The sequence below is a fragment of the Gammaproteobacteria bacterium genome, from assembly GCA_035546635.1.
In the GTDB taxonomy this organism is placed as follows: domain Bacteria; phylum Pseudomonadota; class Gammaproteobacteria; order JAURND01; family JAURND01; genus DASZWJ01.
In genome coordinates, this window is the sequence record DASZWJ010000017.1 from 14198 (window position 1) to 30775 (window position 16578).

Consider the following 16578-nt stretch of genomic DNA (forward strand, 5'->3'; position numbering starts at 1 on the left):
TCATTTTTGTTATTCTGATAACTTTATAGGTAATTCTATGCTATAAACCAGTTAATCTAACCTTAACCTTTTATTTAAGCATTCTCAAAAATCTATTATTAATTAGATAGCTACTATGGTATAAATGTATATTAGTTTGTTTAAATAGTGCATATCTTTTAGGAATCATCATGAACAGAATGCAAAATCATAATGAACAGTTTTTCCAACAGGCATTATCTCTGCTGCCAGATGGAAATTTGATTAACATCCTGCAAAGAGAATCATTCTATCAATTTGTTTCCAAGCAATCCTTGTTTCTTCAAAAAATTCCTTATCTACAAGAAATTTATATAAATAAATTAACACATTTTTCTAAACAGAATCAGACAATTATTAAGAATTATTTTTCCCATAAAATAAATCTCGAATATTTAGCTAGAAAACTTAGCCAGTTTTTTTTCGACCAAAACATTTTCATTGACAAAATGAAAGTTACTGAAGGAATAAAATATGGAGATCAATTAGTTGAGGAAAATATTCGTAATAAATTAGATAAGTTATTAACTCCTAAAAATAAACTCAACATACTGGGATTTGGAGGAGATACAGGGTTATATGAAAAAAATGTAGCGAATTATCTAATTGAGAATAAATATTGCAAAGAAGCTAACATATTTATCATCGATCCTTTTAATAAGCAAATTTCGGAAGGAATTTGCAATTTGAACGAAAGTATTTTAAAAGGCGAGCAAAATATAAATTTTGATTTGATCTTTTGTCGTTTTGTTTTGCACCACGTAGAACCTTGCGCTCGATGGTCATCTTTCTGTCATTTAGCTAATAAATTAGATAAGTGTGGTCTATTGCTCATGCTAGAAGAAGGAGATTTTTCCCAAGAAGTTTACAGTTTGCAGCAAATGTTTTATCAGTTCTCTCTTATGACTATCGATTTAATAATTAATATGGGTCTACGATCTGAATGGTTTTATTCTTCATACCCTGCGATTGGTGAGAATTTTTATCTCAACTACTTAACTTACTCAGACTTATCTAGTATTGAAAAAGAATTCAAATTTAATTTTGAAAAATTTTCTTTCACTATAGGTGATGAGTTTTTGTTCCCGCTGACTTTATTGGTATATAAAAAAATCAATATCTAGATTATTACTCCAACTACACAGTGTGAATTATTCAAGCTCAGCTGATTAGGAGCAGCCATGATTATGGCGTGCGCGGAGGGTGTGCTGGAATTAAAGAGTCCAGAAGTTGTAGGCATTAAACTAATTAAAGAAACCTTAAGCAGGTATTGCTTTCAAAAAATATTCAGCAGATAATAGCATTTGCCTATTTTTTACAAATAGGCGCAACCCCCATGTGTAGCAAGCACAGAGGGGGGTCACTTCCCGACAAACCTGAGTTGGAGGTTCATCAGACAATGCAATTTTACACCAAGACGCATCCGCGTCACATTCCTTTTTGTATCCTTTCTCATTTTTCAAAAACCACCCTTTGCCCTGGCCGTATTACGCCCGCGGCAAAACCACGTTGCTCCTTGAGTCAACCCTCAACGCCTGATGTATTCGGGAGGCGAGGCAGCACGTTGCCAGGTTTAAGAAAAGTGCTTTTAGGTGCAATAGGCGGGGTAAATTGACAGAGGGTGGATTGGTGGCGGGGCGCAAAGCCCTCAAAGCAATACGCCTCGCTGTCCGTCTTATCCCTTTGCCAGTTTACCCCTCTCGCTGAGTTATTCAGAAGAGGGATACACGCGCATGTCATTATCCAACATCATTTCTATCGTCCAACCCTTGGTGGATGCCATCAATGGGCATGAAACTTTCAGCGCCATCACCTCCATTAAGCGCTTACGCCGCTTTGTGGAAGTACACGTGTTTGCGGTTTATGATTTCATGGTATTACTGCAAGCGTTACAGCGCAAACTGACTTGCAACCCGCCCTTATGGTTACCCCCCGCAGATCATCTAGGCTGCCGATTGGTTCATACCATGCTGGCTGAAGAAGAAAGCGATGTTCTGCCTGATGGCCGCTATTTGAGCCATTTTCAACTTTATCTGGAAGCCATGCACCACTGCGGCGCTAATACACAATCTATTAACGCTTTTATTAGCTCCATCCGCAATAATCCCGATTTATCTCAATTACTGACACAAGATGATTTACCCAAACCTGCCAAACGTTTTTTGAACGATACCTTTGGATTCATTGATAGAGACAGCCACATCATTGCCAGCGCCTTTGCATTTGGGCGTGAACATATTACCTCGCTGATGTTCACACAGATTCTGCAACAACTAACACACCTAACTACTGCTGAGCAGCGTTCACTACAGCCTTTTATTCATTATTTCCAGCGTCACATTGATCTGGATGGCGGCAAACATAGCGAACAGTCAAAAACGGTAGTCGCCAATCTGTGCGGCACAGATGAAAATAAATGGGACGAAGCAGCCGGAGCTGCCTTTTTCTCCCTAAAAAGCCGGCTGCAATTGCTGGACGGCATTTATATTTATATGACCGCTTAGGACAGGTTTACATGGAAGTATTTAATTCTCAAGACCAGAAAATTCTGATTGAAACTATTTTTCAGCAGATACCACAACTGATATTTTGGAAAAACACAGAGTCAGTGTATTTGGGATGCAATCAGCGCTATGCAGAACTCATCGGTTTAAACCGCCCGGAAGAAATTCTCGGCAAAACCGATTATGAAATCGGCTGGCTGCCGGATGGCGATACTGCAGATAAATTTCGCGCCGGCGATCAGGAAACTTTAACCGGACAACATCTTACCAACGCTGAGGAGTGGCTGTCCCTTAAAAATGGCACTAAAATTCTGACTTTGATTAATAAAGTTCCGCTGATTGATCCACAGGGGGTTGTCTTTGGTGTATTAGGTGTAGCTACCGATATTACCGAAAAAAAGCGCATTGAAGACAGCCTGACACAACTCAAAGGTATGGCATTAATTAGCGCCAGTTTGGCGCATGAATTACGCACACCATTAGCGGCGCTTAAAAGTGCCGTCAAAGGCATTCGCGCATTAATGCCGGCTTTATTGGCCGGTTATGAAGCCGCCAAAATACATCATTTGGCTATACCCTCTATCCCCGCCTCGCGATTAAAGTTATTAACGCAAGTGTTAGATACCCTGGAAAATAAAGTCGATCAATCACAAAACATCATTGATATGACTTTAACCAATATCCGCTCCAGCCATGCAACAAAATTAGCGCCAAGCAAAAAATGCTCTGCCCGACACTGCATCAACCAAGCATTGGCGCAATATATATTTCCGCTCAACGGCAAGCCTAAAATTATCTGGAATGATGCGCAGGATTTTACTTTTTACGGTCAAGAAATATTGCTGATACATGTGCTGTTCAACTTATTGAAAAATGCGATCTACTTTATCAATAAAACCGGCAAGGGGCATATTCATATCTGGCTGGAGCAATCTAAAAACTACAATACCCTTCATTTCAAAGACACCAGCCAGGGCATTGAAGAAAAAAACCTGCCACATATCTTCGACTTATTTTTCACCTCCGGCACCAACAAAGGCACCGGCGTGGGATTAGCTTTTTGTCAGCTCACCTTGCAAGCCTTGAACGGCAGCATCACTTGTGAATCCAGGTGGCAAGAATACACAGAGTTTATCTTAAAATTCCCTAAGAAAAACCCATCAACTAAGGAAGCTTAACTATGCATCAAATCCCCGTCTTATATCACCCTACTACGCTAATTATCGTAGACGATGACCCAGAATTTCTCACTAGCCTGGAGTTGGCTTTAGGCAATCAATTCAAATGCCGATGCTTTACTTCTGCACAACAAGCACAGGACTTTCTACTAGCCAACCATCACCAGCAAAGTCTATCCAAATACCTACAGCTCGAAAATCAGGATATCTGGGATTTTTCAGTTCGAGTGCAGCTATCACAGTTGCATCAAGAAATTTTTAATCCCCACCGCTTTGAAGAAACCTGCATTTTAATAGTAGATTATGATATGCCTAGTATGAATGGGCTGGAATTGGCGCGCAATATCAAATCGCAATTACCCATTAAAATTATTATGCTAACCGGCGAAGCCGATCAGGAAACGGCGATCACGGCATTTAATCAAAAAGAAATCCATCAGTTCCTTTCCAAAAGCGCCACAGATTATCCAGCGAAGTTAGTAAAATATATCCAACAGCTGCAGCGAGAATATTATCTGGAAGTATCAAAACCCATCCTGGATTGTCTAAGCACTGAAACACTCCATCCTTTACGAAGCAAAGCATTGATCGGGCTGTTTCAAACGATATGCTCTAAATATCAAATTATTGAATACTATCTAGCTGAAGAATCAGGGAGCTTTTTAATGCTGGACACCGAGGGTAAAGAAACTTGGCTTATCATCCGCACCGCTGCCGATATGGAAACATTTTATGAGCTAGCCTCAGGGGAGCCAGATATTCCGCAGCAGACGTTGCATGCCTTGCACGACAAAACTAAGTTGGTGTTTTTTCCTAAGCACGATGAATTTGTTCCACCCCAAGAGGATTGGGTTATCCATGACGCTATCCGATTAGACGAAAGCGACATTTATTATTGCCTACTGCCTGGAAAAGATAAGTATCATCTACAGCCAACATCTATCGTTAGTTACAAAATGTTTTTAGACACAGAATAGGCTATTGCCGATAATGAGAATTATCTCTTCAGCTATTTAATATAAGGATTAATATATCCTTCAATATAAGCAACCTGCTTAGCCCATTTTTTCTCCCATTCAGAAGGGGGATATTGTTTATTCCACACCTCGAATAATGCTTGCTGTGAATGGCTTAATTTAATTCCATACGTTATAGACATGAATAAATTTGCTCGTGCAACGATGCCTTTTGTTAAGTCGCGAGGCTCAACCTGCTTAGTTTCGTGGTCGATCAAAATAGAACAGCCATAAAAATTAGAAATTGAACTTTTAAAGCCAAAGTCGGAAAATCGGTAATTAGAACGTGCTTGATTGACCAGACCTACTGCAGGCCATAAATTATATAGCTCACCTTCCATTTGCCGGAACTCGTTGCTGGCTTTTGCGCAGCATTTTCTGCCTTTATAGGTTTTCTCATCATTACCAGAACAAATTTTTTCGCGCCAGCAAGACAGCTGTCTCCCGAAGTTCTCCGCTGGCATCATATGCTCCCATTCCATTCGATGAGCACGCGGAATTTCTTGTGCAGCTTGCATACTACAACTGTCTAAATCAATTGTTTTATCTGCAGCATAACGGCAACCGCAGTATAAAGTTTGGGGATTCTCACTAAAAATTTGACCGGCGATTTTCTTGGCTTGACTGAAGTTAGTGGGAGGAAGTGAATAACTATTAGTTATCAGCCAAAATAGGCTAACGAGACACACATAAATATATCTAGACATGGATTCTTATTATTATAATTTTTAGATAGCAAAGTACGGTTAAAGTCAATACCGTAATATATCATAAAAGCAGTTTTAAAGGAGAGGCGATTTTGTATATTTAAAGTTTATATTCTGGGGAAGTAAGGCTTGCTAAAGAGCTTTTATGAAGGACCGGCCGGATACAGGGGCTACGCCATTGCCATTAGGCTTGTAGCATTAGGTTTTTTATCTAGATTTATTCCTAAATTCATAGATTGATTTTATCCACAGAAACTGTGAATAAACTTGTGAATAAAGTCATTAGAGCCCACTTAGCATACCCTATGGACTGGAGTTGTCTATAAAAAAGCCAAACAGCCTAAGAAGAGAGAACATTGCAATCACAAAGATATAAGCAGCCTATAATTTTTAATGAAAAAGCTTATAAATACCAATTTAATTATAAAAACTCTCTTACGGTATATGGAAATCCACCATAAAAAATCATAGCCTACTGAAGACCAATAGATAATTTATATAAATTTTGAGGGAACTCTTATGAAACAACTGATTGAAGCAGTTCAAATGGATGATGCCACCAAAACTGCAGAACTATTACGATCCGGCCTTGATGCTAATGGGTACGAGGATTATGCGCGCGTGACCCCCTTGCATTTTGCTGCACAAGCTAATGCTTTGGAGAGTGCGCAATTGTTATTGCAGGCAGGTGCAAATCCCGCCTCCAAAACTATTGAAGGCATAACTCCCCTTAACATAGCGCTATTATATGCGCATCTAGATATGATGTCGTTGCTATCTAGTGATTATGGAAAATGAAGCAAGCAAACACCTATCCTAGATAATTCGAAGTAATTTGTAACCGACTATGCCCAAGCTCTTCCGTCAGCACCATTCGCGCCCATCTATCTTTTTGCTGCATCAATGGTGGTAACTCTGAAAATTTCGGACCTCCTGCGATAGGAGCATCATGTCCGGTGAGCTCTTGATAACGCAGCTGGGCATACGCATGTCTAAGTCCATGAGAGCGAATGCCCGCACGTTGCAGCTGCTTGTCATATACATTTCGATGGCGAATATAGGATTTATGCGGTGGAATCAAGGATTGATCGGGACTTACACAAAAGCCCTTGGCCTGCTCTAGCCAATAGCGCTGCTCTTCAGTACGGATAGGGATTTCTCGGCTGCGGTTACCTTTGCACCAAGCCCCTAACAATAGCAATTTATCGTTTTTATCCGCCATGTGAGGCCGTATTTTAATTGATTCTTCACGCCGAAGGCCAAAAACACGTTGCAACTGCAATGACATCTGTACATGAGGATCTGTTATGCGCGCAAAATTTACTGAGTGGATGGATTTATTACTAATGGCAATCTGCTTTCTAGCACCAATCTGTAAAGCTTTATTACTAGGAATGATAGAAGATTTACGAATCTGTTTAGCTAAATAACGTAATGCGGCCAGGCGATTTTTTACTGTTCCCACAGTTAAACCTTTCCTCTGCCAATAAGTTACCAGTGCCGTAATGTGTTTCTCTTTAAGCTGCTGGACTGATGCAATTTTATATCCCAGCCCAACCAACTCTTTCATAGTACTGGTCAACACCACCTGCCGGTCAGCCCGAGTTGCGTAAGCACCCTCATGGCTATGGCTAAGTGTGTTATATAGTGAGCGTAATAGTTGGGATTTAATACTCATTCTGTCTTTCCGTACCTCAAGACGGCATTTTCGGTTAGTGTTAAGTCCCAACCTTGGCACCGTCTGGCTAAAGGTTGCAGTAGTTAAACTGCTACAGGACTTGAGGTGAGGTACTTAATGACTGAATAAATAAAATATGACATTGCTAGTTATTCTGCTTTAAATACACTCAGATACTTCTTAGTTACTTTTTCCAGATTTTCTGGGGTAATTAATTCATTAACGATTTTGCGTAAGCTGGGCGATACTTCGATAGCATTAAAAATAATCTGCTGACATTGCTTGAGTTGCTGGAACTTATCATCGTTAATAAAATACTGCTTGCTTTCGGGTGAATCAGAGTTAAGGGTTTCATTTTCTAGTGACATAGTTATCTCCTGTTAAGGTTTTGGGGTTAATGGTTGAATCGGCTTAATATTGCGTTGATAGACGTTTTTTTACTACGGTTTTGCTAATGATTTCGTTATTTCTTAAAAAATAGTTGGCCACATTTCATAGTGTTATGTATAAGGGCTTGAATTGATAATGGTTTGCTATTATTTCTTGTATCAAGAATAGACGTGAGTAGACCTGAATAAGATTCATTGCAAGTCAATGTCGTTTATTACTGCAAATTAATAGTTTAGGAAGAAATATATTCGGATTAAAAAATCTGAATACATCTTAGTAGATGTGAAAAAACCTCTCGGAATGAGAGATACTCCTGGGAGGAGGTGTGATATAAAATACTATTTGGATATCGCTATAGTATGGATGGGAACAACCACTTATGATTGCGACCAGAGTTTCATCCCCGTAGGTTCTGGCCTGAACTGCTTTTAGAGTCTAGCAGTAATGACTTATATCATAAGAATAAATTATTTTGCATGAGAGTCAAGGGACATTAGAGTTATTTTTTTAAATCGCGGGCGCTTGTTTGGCATTGTTTTTAAGGTATATTTGTTGCTGTCATCTGGATGGCGTGACCAATTTGAGGAAATTTTATTTTAAATTTATAGGGTTAGCTGTCCGTAGATCCCGCGTCACTGCGGAAAGCTGCAGCTTTCCACAGTGACGCGGTGTATTGTAAAACTAGGAATTTGAGAATATGACTAGACCAAAACGTGACGAGTTTCTAGAAAAAGTTAAGAGAGCATTAGCTCTTCGGGTAGGCTATCGCTGTTCATTTTCCGGATGTGACGTCTCGACTACAGGGCCCAGTGAGGAATCGTCCAGTGCTTTCATCAATATTGGCGTAGCCGCTCACATTCATGCTGCTTCACCGGGTGGCCCTAGATTTCTAGACACGATGACGCCAGAGGAACGCAAGGATATATCGAATGGTATATGGCTTTGCGCAAATCATGGCTTGCAAGTCGACAGAGATGAAGTGAGCTATACGGCGGATCAGCTTCGCTCAATGAAGTTAGAAGCTGAACGCCGGGCATCTGCTAAACTTGGTCACATTCCATCTTCTAAGGATGATATAGATTTCGTGGCAATAGGTTCAAATTTGGTCTGTACTGGTCAGCTTATCGGCACTACTGAGCTAGAATGGCGACTGCGCATCGACCATTTCCTCATAGGCGACCTTTGCACACTCATCAATTTCTGTGAGCAATTTGATCGCATTGCTCAATATGACCGCTTTGTACTGATAAATGCGCTAGGAGATGGCCGACAATTATCAGCTGCTCCAAAGTGGCAGAGAACAGATAGTAACGATATCATTTTATCATTTAGTATTTTTAAAAGTTTTCCACGCCTTAACGCCCACAATCTTCCTGTAGATTTTGCACTCAACCATGCACACGACCTCTTCCTAGATAATGGTAACATTGCAACTTTATCTGGATTAGCAGCACTCCCACAGACGATTAAAACCTGCCTGTCTACCCTGCGGGGTGAAATGCCGTTACATCTAACTTTCGGGTCACGAATCAAGGAGTATTTCGACAAATTTCAAAACTCTCCATGGTTGTCTCGCCTGATTAAGCTAGAAGTTATCCGTCTAGCTTGCCTACCTTCTGACGATTCCATCACTCAGCAGCACACATCGTTGCGGTGTGTCCGGCGCGTATTGAGGGTTGAGCAACTTCCATCGGAGCAAGGTGGAGATTGGCTCTTGTTTTCCTTTGATCTTGAATTGGAAGGCGTCGGCTCTTGGCAATGTGAGATACCGATATTCGTCCCGAGTGGTGAGCGTACGAGGCGGATTATTGCGTGATGGTGTCAAAACAATATTTTGGACTTTTCTATCCCCAGAATGAGCGGAGTTTTCGGAACGATAGTGATGGCTCCGTTATTCCATTCATGTTGAAGGATGAATCAGTACATTTATAATTCAAAGTTATTGATAAATCTTTGACCCACAGATGTACTATTAATGTTTTTGCCACCAATTTAATTCACAATTCAATTCTGGACGCTGTGATTTGACTTGGATTTTCACTTCAAAACTAAATCGGTGATTGAGATGAAAAAAATCAAATTCTATTTTTCTAAATATATAAAAATTTTTAGCATTTTGCTCTTTTTAGGGTTAATTGTATTATTTTCTTTATTTGCTATTTGTATATTCAGATTGGCGTTTTATTTCAATTTATTTCCACAAACTATTAATGTGATTAAAGAAGTTTTTAACTTTGTTATAAAAATTGCAGTGCCTTTAGGATTACTTTTTCAAATTTTTATATATTGGCGAGATTCCGTCTTTAGAAGGTCTGAAACGTTTCTAAATGAAATTATAAATAATTTTAACAATGCTATTAATCTAATTTCATATCAAGATAATTCAAACACAAAATGGCACGCGGCTACAAATTCTTTAAGACAGAGTATTAGTTTAGCAAAGAAACTTAAAATTAACGAACACAAAGAAATATATGTAATGAAATATTTAGACACCCTATACAAAATTGTACAAGTAATAATGAAAATTGATCATCCAGATTTTTTTTCTGGAGTTACTCCATATAAAGAAGGCAGCACTTTAAATCAACTTAGAATTATATGCGAACCATTAGTGTTTGCTTGGTCGCGTTCTAATCCTGTAAATGAATTATTGAGATTAAGCAAAAATCGTGTTGTTGTTTCATGTGCACAACTTTGCTTTTTAGTACGCTTTCTTGGCAAAGGAGAATATTTCCGTAAAGAAAAATTTACAAAAATAGACCAAAATCTTTTTGAGATTCTTTCTAGTCAAATAGATGAAGATATCCTGACTGGCGAAGAAATTGACAAGTATGCTGTTGATTATCCTGTATTAGTTGAATATATAAAAATTTATATTAAATACCACAAGGAAATGCAATCCAACCAAATCAATCAGACCGCCTAACCTAATCCGAAATTTAGAGAAGTTTTGCGTACTGACAGAGTAACCAAAAAAATACCCCATCTGCTAAAAGCGGATGGGGTGTTGTCGTTATAAAAAGATTGACTGCCTTAAATTAACTGCTTAGCTAATACTACCTCCACACTCTCAGCCTCTTGATTGAGAATATCCAACCCCGACTCCGGCATAGTCCCAGAAGTCGATTGACTAACAGCAATTTTCTTAGCCATAAGCGACAAGCACTGAATCTGCGCCGTTCTCTCATAACCCAAAAAATACACTGCCACTGGCAGCTTCTGCCCAATCCGCCAACTTCGACGTGTAGCCTGCATTAGCGTATAAACATTATAGCCCGACTGCAAAAACACAATCGTAGGAAAGGCCAATAAATCCAAGCCGGTTTTAACAAGCTCGGGATGACAAACTAACACATCAATCCCCTTATCCACCTGCTCAGCAATCCAATCTTCCCGCCGGTCAGCCGACAAACTTGATCGTAACACTGCGGTATTTAAACCCGCCTGTTCGAGCAAATGTTTCAGTCTCCCAGTCGTATCACGTGTCCCAGTGTAAATCGTGTAAACCAACACACGCCGACCTTGCTGCTTCGCTTGTAAACAAAGTTCAATCAGTTGCTGCTCCTTAGGAGATGCTGCCTCATCAAGTACAGCAGGCACACGCGCCAAAGTATACTTCGCCCTGGGATGTGTGACTACCTCTTCACGAAAACAACAATCAGGCCAAGCCAACAGGCAATTTAAAACCACGCCCAATAAAGTATGGTCACCACGGCTAAGCGCTTTCCTTAGATACTCTTTTAAGGTCTGCTCCAGGCTGTGATAATAATCAGCCTGTTCAGCCGTCATCGCCACATTGATAAAGTGCTCCTGATAATCCGGCAGTGCATTCTGCTCCAAATCCCGCAGTTTTAAAAAAGCAGTATATGGCAGCAGATAACGCGCAACCCCCATCGGACTAAAACCAGGAGCTTTGCTCACATGCACATACTCACGTTTACCCCGAGCTGTGCGATGGTTGCCGCCTTCAGTGGATTTATAAACTTCTTTCAGCACCCCATGTTTTCGCATAAAACCCATGGCTGCGGTACCCAAAGAGCCACGGTGGTTATATTTGAAACCATCTTCAATCATCCGCTGCGGTAAAATGCGCCACAGCAAGTAAAAAAGATCGTCACCATATCCACCCATCAGTGTTCCAGTCAATAATAAAACCTTATCCACTTGGCTGGCCAATACACCCATCGCTTGTCCTTGTGCGCTGCTGGCGTTTTTGAACTCATGGCTTTCATCAACTATCAGCAATGAGAAAAAACCTTTAGGCAGATACCTCTTAATAAACTCAGAAGCTTGGTACCCAGCCTGGCCGATGTTCATTTCAAAACTACCCAACGCACGTTCAAGACGTTTCGCCTGGTTGTCAGAAAAAACAAAGCGGCCATTTTCATCCATCAATTGCACCAGCTGGTAAATATTATCGCTTAAACTGCGGGATAATAATGCTTCGCCAAACTGCATCAAGAGTCGCTCAGCCATTTTAATGCCAATGCCTGGTAACTGGCACAGCCCTTGCTTGACCTGCTCCCGTAAAGGTGCAGGTTGACGTGGGTGCACCAAGGTCCACAAAGGTGATTGGCATTTCTGGCACTGGAGTTTTTTATCTGGTGATAAATCTTCCATACGCAAATATTGGCCGCCAGGTGTGGTCACAAAAGTACCGCATTCGGCACAGCTGGCCAATACTGTTTTCTGATTGACCCACTGAGAAAGGTTATCATCCCTATCGGCTGAGAGAGACTGGTAGACACGACGTGGCACAGCGGCTAATCGCCAGTGATGCCCCATACGTAGACGTACCCGACCCATAATGTAAAATACGGGACCATGCATAGCAGGATCACTTACCTGCTGCTTCAAGGCTTGTAATTTACTTAAGGTGTCAGACCCATTCAGGATAATGACTTGTGCATCAACTACCGTTTCTAAAATTTCTCGTCGCCATTTATAGACTAAATGGGGTGGACAAAGCACTAAAGTGCGATAGTAACCTTCGGCGTGCAACAAAGTAGCCGTGGCTATTCCCATCATTGACTTGCCGCACCCCATTTCTCCGTTGATAATTGCCGCCCGTTCGTTTTGGTCGAGCAATAATTGTGTGACTGCCTGCACTGTTCTGGCCTGCGCAGCAAAAGGCTGTCGCTTCAAACCAGCCAATATGGCTGCACGTTGCTTATTACTCTCACCGGTAAAAACGGGTGGATTCTGACGGCGGACTGCATCCAGCAATCCGGCGCCAAAGTCGTCAATGAATTGCGACAGAGATAATACATTTTCCGCATTATTGTCTTCACACTCCGTTGTGTTTTCAGATAATAAAATATCATCAGAGATTTCCTCAGCTGACATTTCCACTACTGGTACAACAGTGGTATTAGGTTGGTTCATTTCAAGTGACATCTTGCTCTCCTGTAAAATAAAGAGTAGAGGCCACCATCCCGTAAGGGTTGATAGCCCCTACGGGTGAAATACGCCCGCTTAACCAAACTGACTTAAGCGGACAAGGTGATTTATAAAATAGTTTTATTGCAACCTGGGTAAAGTCAATGCACCAGTCTGAACCTGATCGGTAATGAATAATTCCACCGCCGAATTAGAAAAATCCAAATAACAGGCATCTATCTTAAAACCCCGACAGAACCTGACCCACCCGCGCTCAACAAATTTATCCAATAAAAACTCCCACGTAACATGTAACGGTATGGGACATAACACCTGTAATGCTTGCCACACACGTGTTTTATACTGCGTTTCTTCTTCCGTATGCCGCCGCAATAGTACTGCACGGTGGTTGGCATTATCCGGTGCTATCGTCAAACGATTGTAAATCCACAATTGTGTGACATGCGCCAACAACGTGTTGCCTGCTGGCCTGCCGGTCACGTCTTCCACCAGGGTGCGATCTATAGAGATCAAGCCGGTGGTGAGATTTTTAGCGGGCTGCTGCAACCGAAAATGACGCAATTGTTCTTCCCAATCTGATAGCGATAATCTCGCTCGTGTTTGCTGCACAAACGATTCATTACCCCAGGCGGATAGAAACAACAAATTGTTATCCGCATCAGTGACTAACGCATCGATAAAAAGACCGGGCAATTGTTCTGATTGTAAAAATTCAGTCTGCATTTTGGATCTCCCTAGCGTATCGTTAATAATCGGCCAAAGGTGCGACTTTCTGGCGTCATATCCAAGGCACGCAAAGCTGGAATAAATCGATCTAAGCGCGTGCGGACTTCCGTTTCTTTGCCTTCTTCATCCACCTCATAATTAAAGGTCTCGGTCTGCGTTTTGTAAGTACTGCCGCGTATTAGGAAAGTGCGTCCGTCTTGACTGCTGACGACACCAGAAACTTGGCCTGCTGCTAATGCCAACGCTAAATGCCATTGCGATAAATCCATCAATGGTCGTCGTTGGCTGCCCAATGGCTGACCGAAACGTTGTGAAAATTGCGTCCATAAACAGGGCGAATTGTTTATCATTTCCAACAGTTGTCTGGCATCCAGTTGGCTGATGCTGAAACGCGCGATGGCGGTTTTAACAGCAGGAATGGTGTAGGGAGTATCGAGCCATTCTTCTGGCAACATTTCCGGCAATTCACCTTCCCCTATAGCCACCAAGCGCTTACGGGTCAGGCTACGAGCCTCATTGCTGTCAACATCAGCGCGGATACCAAACAATACCACCTGCTTGTACTGCTGTTCAGGGGCAAGATACACTTTAACCTGTACTAAATGACGGGAAATCCATTCAGCAAAAGTAGCATCAAGCGAAGCGTGTGGAACAATCAGCACCAGTACGCCTCCTTTCTGCAACGTACTTATCGTGCGCCGGTAATACAATTTCTCCAGCCGGGCACGACCTTCCATGGTGTAATGACCGCCGCTTTGGTCTTTGGTCAAATCTCCATAAGGGGGGTTTAAGAACATCAGGCCAAAGCTGTTTTTACTGATGATGCAATCCATCAAATCACCTTGTATACAGTGATCTAATAAAGTTTTAGCGTGCCAGGCACGTTCTTCATCAATCTCAACCCCGTAAGCAGTGGTGCGATCTTGGCCTAAATGGTATTTGCATTCAGCCAGGGCAACCCCTTCGCCAGCGGTAGGGTCAAAGATGGCTAGTTGACCACTTTCAGCGGGCACTAAAGCATTTAAGATGCGCTTGAGTGTTTCGCTGTCGGTGGGAAAGTAACCAAATTTAATAAAGTTTCGTGCTAGTCGTTGAAATAACATCGTGGTTTCTCCTGTAAAAAATAAAAAGGAGAAACTCCCCGAAGAAGAATTTCTCCCCTTCGGGTAAGTAAAGACAAATTTTAAAAACTAAGTAGCTTATTTAATCAGAATAAATATCTGGATCATCATCTTCCGAGTCATCATAGTACAAACTATCGTCTTGCCATAAAGAAGAAAGCTCATTGTAATCTGTTCGATACCCATTTGCTGAAGCATGTGTATCATCTCGGAGACAAATAGTGTCAGCATTTACCCAATATCCCTCAATACAATATTTATCACCCCAACCCACTGCTCCCTTAGAAAATAATTTTGGAGCCATCTTCAACCAAACAAACTCTTTATACGTTTTAGAACGGTACAAAATATATTTAATTGGTTTAACTGAATTGTCGGTAATTTTATTATATCCACTGGCACACCATACATGGTCACCTGGCTGTAATAATCTACGTATTTTCTTAAAGGGAATTTTTTCACTAACCTGTGCTAAATTGCCTTCAGTCACCACATAGTGCCAATACACCTTATAGCGCAAACGCTTGAGAGGGGAAATTTGCAATTGCAAGTGAACTACTAAACTATTCAGAACAGCACATGCATATTCCAAGACAACAATGCCTATAATTTTGACTCTCAGAAAAACATACAAATTAAATCCCAAGAAAAATTTTCTTAATTCATCAGGTATTTTCTTTAAAGTTAATAAAAATTTCATGGTTATCTCTCCATTGATTTAAAAAGGAGAAATATCCCCCGCAGGGAGACACTTCTCCCTTTTGGGGTTGTTGATGAAAGGTTAAAAAATTAAGCAGCTCTTTGCCAAAGCTGGCGGTCTTTTTCAAACCGATAGCCCAACAGTTGTAACTGCGCAATTTTCTGACGAAGTTGTTCCCTTGGTAAGGTGCTGTCCAACTCAACTGTTTCCGGCAACGGCTCATTTTCATTAAGCAGATTTTCCGAGTTTTCAGTTAAGCAAGCAGTTTCAGCCACCGAAGCTTCAACCGTAACAGCCTTAGATATGCAGTCTTGCAAATCAGTGTCCACAAAAAGCGGAAGTTGACGCTTAACTACACTCCTGGCTTCCACAGCTGCAACACGGTTGACCTCTGTTTTGATGGAAAATCCTCTCACAATGGCCAACAAACCTAATTGCACTTGGCCTTGGGATTTTTGCATAACAGTAGCTTCGATCTTTTGGATTTCAAAAAAACCGTCATGCTTTCCGACAGGTAAATTATGAAAACGACCATCATCAATGACAAAGCGTCCCAAGCTGCAATGCAGCAGATTGTTTTGGCTATTAACGTGCAATGTGCCACTTAAGATAATCATCGAATGTTCCTCCTGATTTAAAAATTAATGAGGAGGAAAAACCCATCAGCGGGAGTTTCCTCCTCGATGGGAAAGTTTGCAGTTAACCGCGGAAAAAACACCCGAGGTTAATGTTGTTGAGTTAATGCACCAGTGGTGAATGCACCAGCACAATGAGCGATGAGATCGCAGCCGACAGCGCGACAAAGCCGATGATCCAACCTGCTTTGAATGAATAGTCAAACAAGCGGGTACGGATTTCACCTCGGATTTGATCGCGCCTGCCCAGAGCAGTTTCAACAGAGGACAAGCGGCTTTCTACTTTTGAAAAACGCTCAACCATGTCATGCCTTAGACCGCTGATTTCGCGATGCATCTCTACGCGAAGTCCACCTACCTCATGTCTGAGGTTGATAATTTGGTCAACTACCTGGCTAACTGCTTTGCTCACGGCTATCTCCACTTTACTGTCTGCCAGCTCTGTTTGCAGCTGGAATAAGGATTTGGCTTGATCTTGATAACGCATAGTATAACTCCAATC

At 41.3% G+C, this 16578-nt stretch carries 16 protein-coding genes; 7 read left to right on the plus strand and 9 right to left on the minus strand.

Translation table 11 applies throughout. From position 1 onward, the window contains the following. Positions 1-170: 170 nt before the first annotated feature. The 4 genes from VHE99_02855 to VHE99_02870 all read left to right on the plus strand — a co-directional run bounded on the left by VHE99_02855 (position 171) and on the right by VHE99_02870 (position 4677). Positions 171-1142 carry a hypothetical protein gene (locus tag VHE99_02855; protein ID HVV67965.1) on the plus strand — a complete coding sequence of 324 codons (972 nt, stop codon included), beginning with the start codon at positions 171-173 and terminating at the stop codon, positions 1140-1142. Positions 1143-1751: 609 nt separating this feature from the next. Continuing rightward, a complete protein-coding gene (locus VHE99_02860) occupies positions 1752-2522 on the plus strand; it encodes a DUF3050 domain-containing protein (GenBank protein ID HVV67966.1) in 771 nt (256 codons plus the stop codon). 11 nt (positions 2523-2533) lie between these two features. After that, positions 2534-3700, plus strand: coding sequence for a PAS domain-containing sensor histidine kinase (locus VHE99_02865; protein ID HVV67967.1), 1167 nt, complete (start codon positions 2534-2536; stop codon positions 3698-3700). Between the two features lie 2 nt (positions 3701-3702). After that, positions 3703-4677 carry a response regulator gene (locus tag VHE99_02870; GenBank protein ID HVV67968.1) on the plus strand — a complete coding sequence of 325 codons (975 nt, stop codon included), beginning with the start codon at positions 3703-3705 and terminating at the stop codon, positions 4675-4677. Between the two features lie 32 nt (positions 4678-4709). On the opposite strand, the gene VHE99_02875 is transcribed toward VHE99_02870, so the two are convergent. Further along, positions 4710-5423, minus strand: a complete 714-nt coding sequence (locus tag VHE99_02875) for an endonuclease (GenBank protein ID HVV67969.1) — start codon at positions 5421-5423, stop codon at positions 4710-4712. Positions 5424-5942: 519 nt separating this feature from the next. On the opposite strand from VHE99_02875, the gene VHE99_02880 reads away from it, so the two are divergent. Further along, entirely contained in the window at positions 5943-6221 is a 279-nt protein-coding gene (locus VHE99_02880) for an ankyrin repeat domain-containing protein (GenBank protein ID HVV67970.1), read from the plus strand. Between the two features lie 13 nt (positions 6222-6234). On the opposite strand, the gene VHE99_02885 is transcribed toward VHE99_02880, so the two are convergent. Both VHE99_02885 and VHE99_02890 read right to left on the minus strand, forming a co-directional pair. Then, a complete protein-coding gene (locus VHE99_02885; protein ID HVV67971.1) occupies positions 6235-7101 on the minus strand; it encodes a phage integrase N-terminal domain-containing protein in 867 nt (288 codons plus the stop codon). A gap of 149 nt (positions 7102-7250) precedes the next feature. Further along, entirely contained in the window at positions 7251-7469 is a 219-nt protein-coding gene (locus VHE99_02890) for a hypothetical protein (GenBank protein HVV67972.1), read from the minus strand. 719 nt (positions 7470-8188) lie between these two features. Between VHE99_02890 and VHE99_02895 the strand changes: the two genes are divergently transcribed. Together VHE99_02895 and VHE99_02900 are read left to right on the plus strand one after the other, a co-directional pair. Next, positions 8189-9307 carry a hypothetical protein gene (locus tag VHE99_02895; GenBank protein ID HVV67973.1) on the plus strand — a complete coding sequence of 373 codons (1119 nt, stop codon included), beginning with the start codon at positions 8189-8191 and terminating at the stop codon, positions 9305-9307. A gap of 249 nt (positions 9308-9556) precedes the next feature. Further along, positions 9557-10420 (plus strand): hypothetical protein, encoded by an 864-nt coding sequence (locus VHE99_02900; protein ID HVV67974.1) that lies wholly within the window; start codon positions 9557-9559, stop codon positions 10418-10420. 107 nt (positions 10421-10527) lie between these two features. On the opposite strand, the gene VHE99_02905 is transcribed toward VHE99_02900, so the two are convergent. From VHE99_02905 to VHE99_02930, 6 genes are all read right to left on the minus strand, one after another. Beyond that, entirely contained in the window at positions 10528-12891 is a 2364-nt protein-coding gene (locus tag VHE99_02905) for a DEAD/DEAH box helicase (protein ID HVV67975.1), read from the minus strand. 123 nt (positions 12892-13014) lie between these two features. Next, a complete protein-coding gene (locus VHE99_02910; GenBank protein HVV67976.1) occupies positions 13015-13617 on the minus strand; it encodes a hypothetical protein in 603 nt (200 codons plus the stop codon). Between the two features lie 11 nt (positions 13618-13628). Further along, positions 13629-14723, minus strand: a complete 1095-nt coding sequence (locus VHE99_02915) for a DUF6094 domain-containing protein (protein HVV67977.1) — start codon at positions 14721-14723, stop codon at positions 13629-13631. Between the two features lie 100 nt (positions 14724-14823). Beyond that, the gene (locus tag VHE99_02920) at positions 14824-15441 is read right to left on the minus strand and encodes a hypothetical protein (protein ID HVV67978.1); all 618 of its coding nucleotides are present in this window, start codon (positions 15439-15441) and stop codon (positions 14824-14826) included. A gap of 89 nt (positions 15442-15530) precedes the next feature. Further along, positions 15531-16058: a DUF3275 family protein gene (locus VHE99_02925; protein HVV67979.1), complete on the minus strand. Its 528-nt coding sequence runs from the start codon at positions 16056-16058 to the stop codon at positions 15531-15533. Positions 16059-16179: 121 nt separating this feature from the next. After that, entirely contained in the window at positions 16180-16563 is a 384-nt protein-coding gene (locus VHE99_02930) for a hypothetical protein (protein ID HVV67980.1), read from the minus strand. Positions 16564-16578: the final 15 nt, after the last annotated feature.

What these genes read in the sequence shown, in the direction of transcription:
- VHE99_02855 (HVV67965.1), top strand. Translation starts at nt 171, where the DNA reads ATGAACAGAATGCAAAATCATAATGAACAGTTTTTCCAACAGGCATTA.
- VHE99_02860 (HVV67966.1), top strand. Translation starts at nt 1,752, where the DNA reads ATGTCATTATCCAACATCATTTCTATCGTCCAACCCTTGGTGGATGCC.
- VHE99_02865 (HVV67967.1), top strand. Translation starts at nt 2,534, where the DNA reads ATGGAAGTATTTAATTCTCAAGACCAGAAAATTCTGATTGAAACTATT.
- VHE99_02870 (HVV67968.1), top strand. Translation starts at nt 3,703, where the DNA reads ATGCATCAAATCCCCGTCTTATATCACCCTACTACGCTAATTATCGTA.
- VHE99_02875 (HVV67969.1), bottom strand. Translation starts at nt 5,423, where the DNA reads ATGTCTAGATATATTTATGTGTGTCTCGTTAGCCTATTTTGGCTGATA.
- VHE99_02880 (HVV67970.1), top strand. Translation starts at nt 5,943, where the DNA reads ATGAAACAACTGATTGAAGCAGTTCAAATGGATGATGCCACCAAAACT.
- VHE99_02885 (HVV67971.1), bottom strand. Translation starts at nt 7,101, where the DNA reads ATGAGTATTAAATCCCAACTATTACGCTCACTATATAACACACTTAGC.
- VHE99_02890 (HVV67972.1), bottom strand. Translation starts at nt 7,469, where the DNA reads ATGTCACTAGAAAATGAAACCCTTAACTCTGATTCACCCGAAAGCAAG.
- VHE99_02895 (HVV67973.1), top strand. Translation starts at nt 8,189, where the DNA reads ATGACTAGACCAAAACGTGACGAGTTTCTAGAAAAAGTTAAGAGAGCA.
- VHE99_02900 (HVV67974.1), top strand. Translation starts at nt 9,557, where the DNA reads ATGAAAAAAATCAAATTCTATTTTTCTAAATATATAAAAATTTTTAGC.
- VHE99_02905 (HVV67975.1), bottom strand. Translation starts at nt 12,891, where the DNA reads ATGTCACTTGAAATGAACCAACCTAATACCACTGTTGTACCAGTAGTG.
- VHE99_02910 (HVV67976.1), bottom strand. Translation starts at nt 13,617, where the DNA reads ATGCAGACTGAATTTTTACAATCAGAACAATTGCCCGGTCTTTTTATC.
- VHE99_02915 (HVV67977.1), bottom strand. Translation starts at nt 14,723, where the DNA reads ATGTTATTTCAACGACTAGCACGAAACTTTATTAAATTTGGTTACTTT.
- VHE99_02920 (HVV67978.1), bottom strand. Translation starts at nt 15,441, where the DNA reads ATGAAATTTTTATTAACTTTAAAGAAAATACCTGATGAATTAAGAAAA.
- VHE99_02925 (HVV67979.1), bottom strand. Translation starts at nt 16,058, where the DNA reads ATGATTATCTTAAGTGGCACATTGCACGTTAATAGCCAAAACAATCTG.
- VHE99_02930 (HVV67980.1), bottom strand. Translation starts at nt 16,563, where the DNA reads ATGCGTTATCAAGATCAAGCCAAATCCTTATTCCAGCTGCAAACAGAG.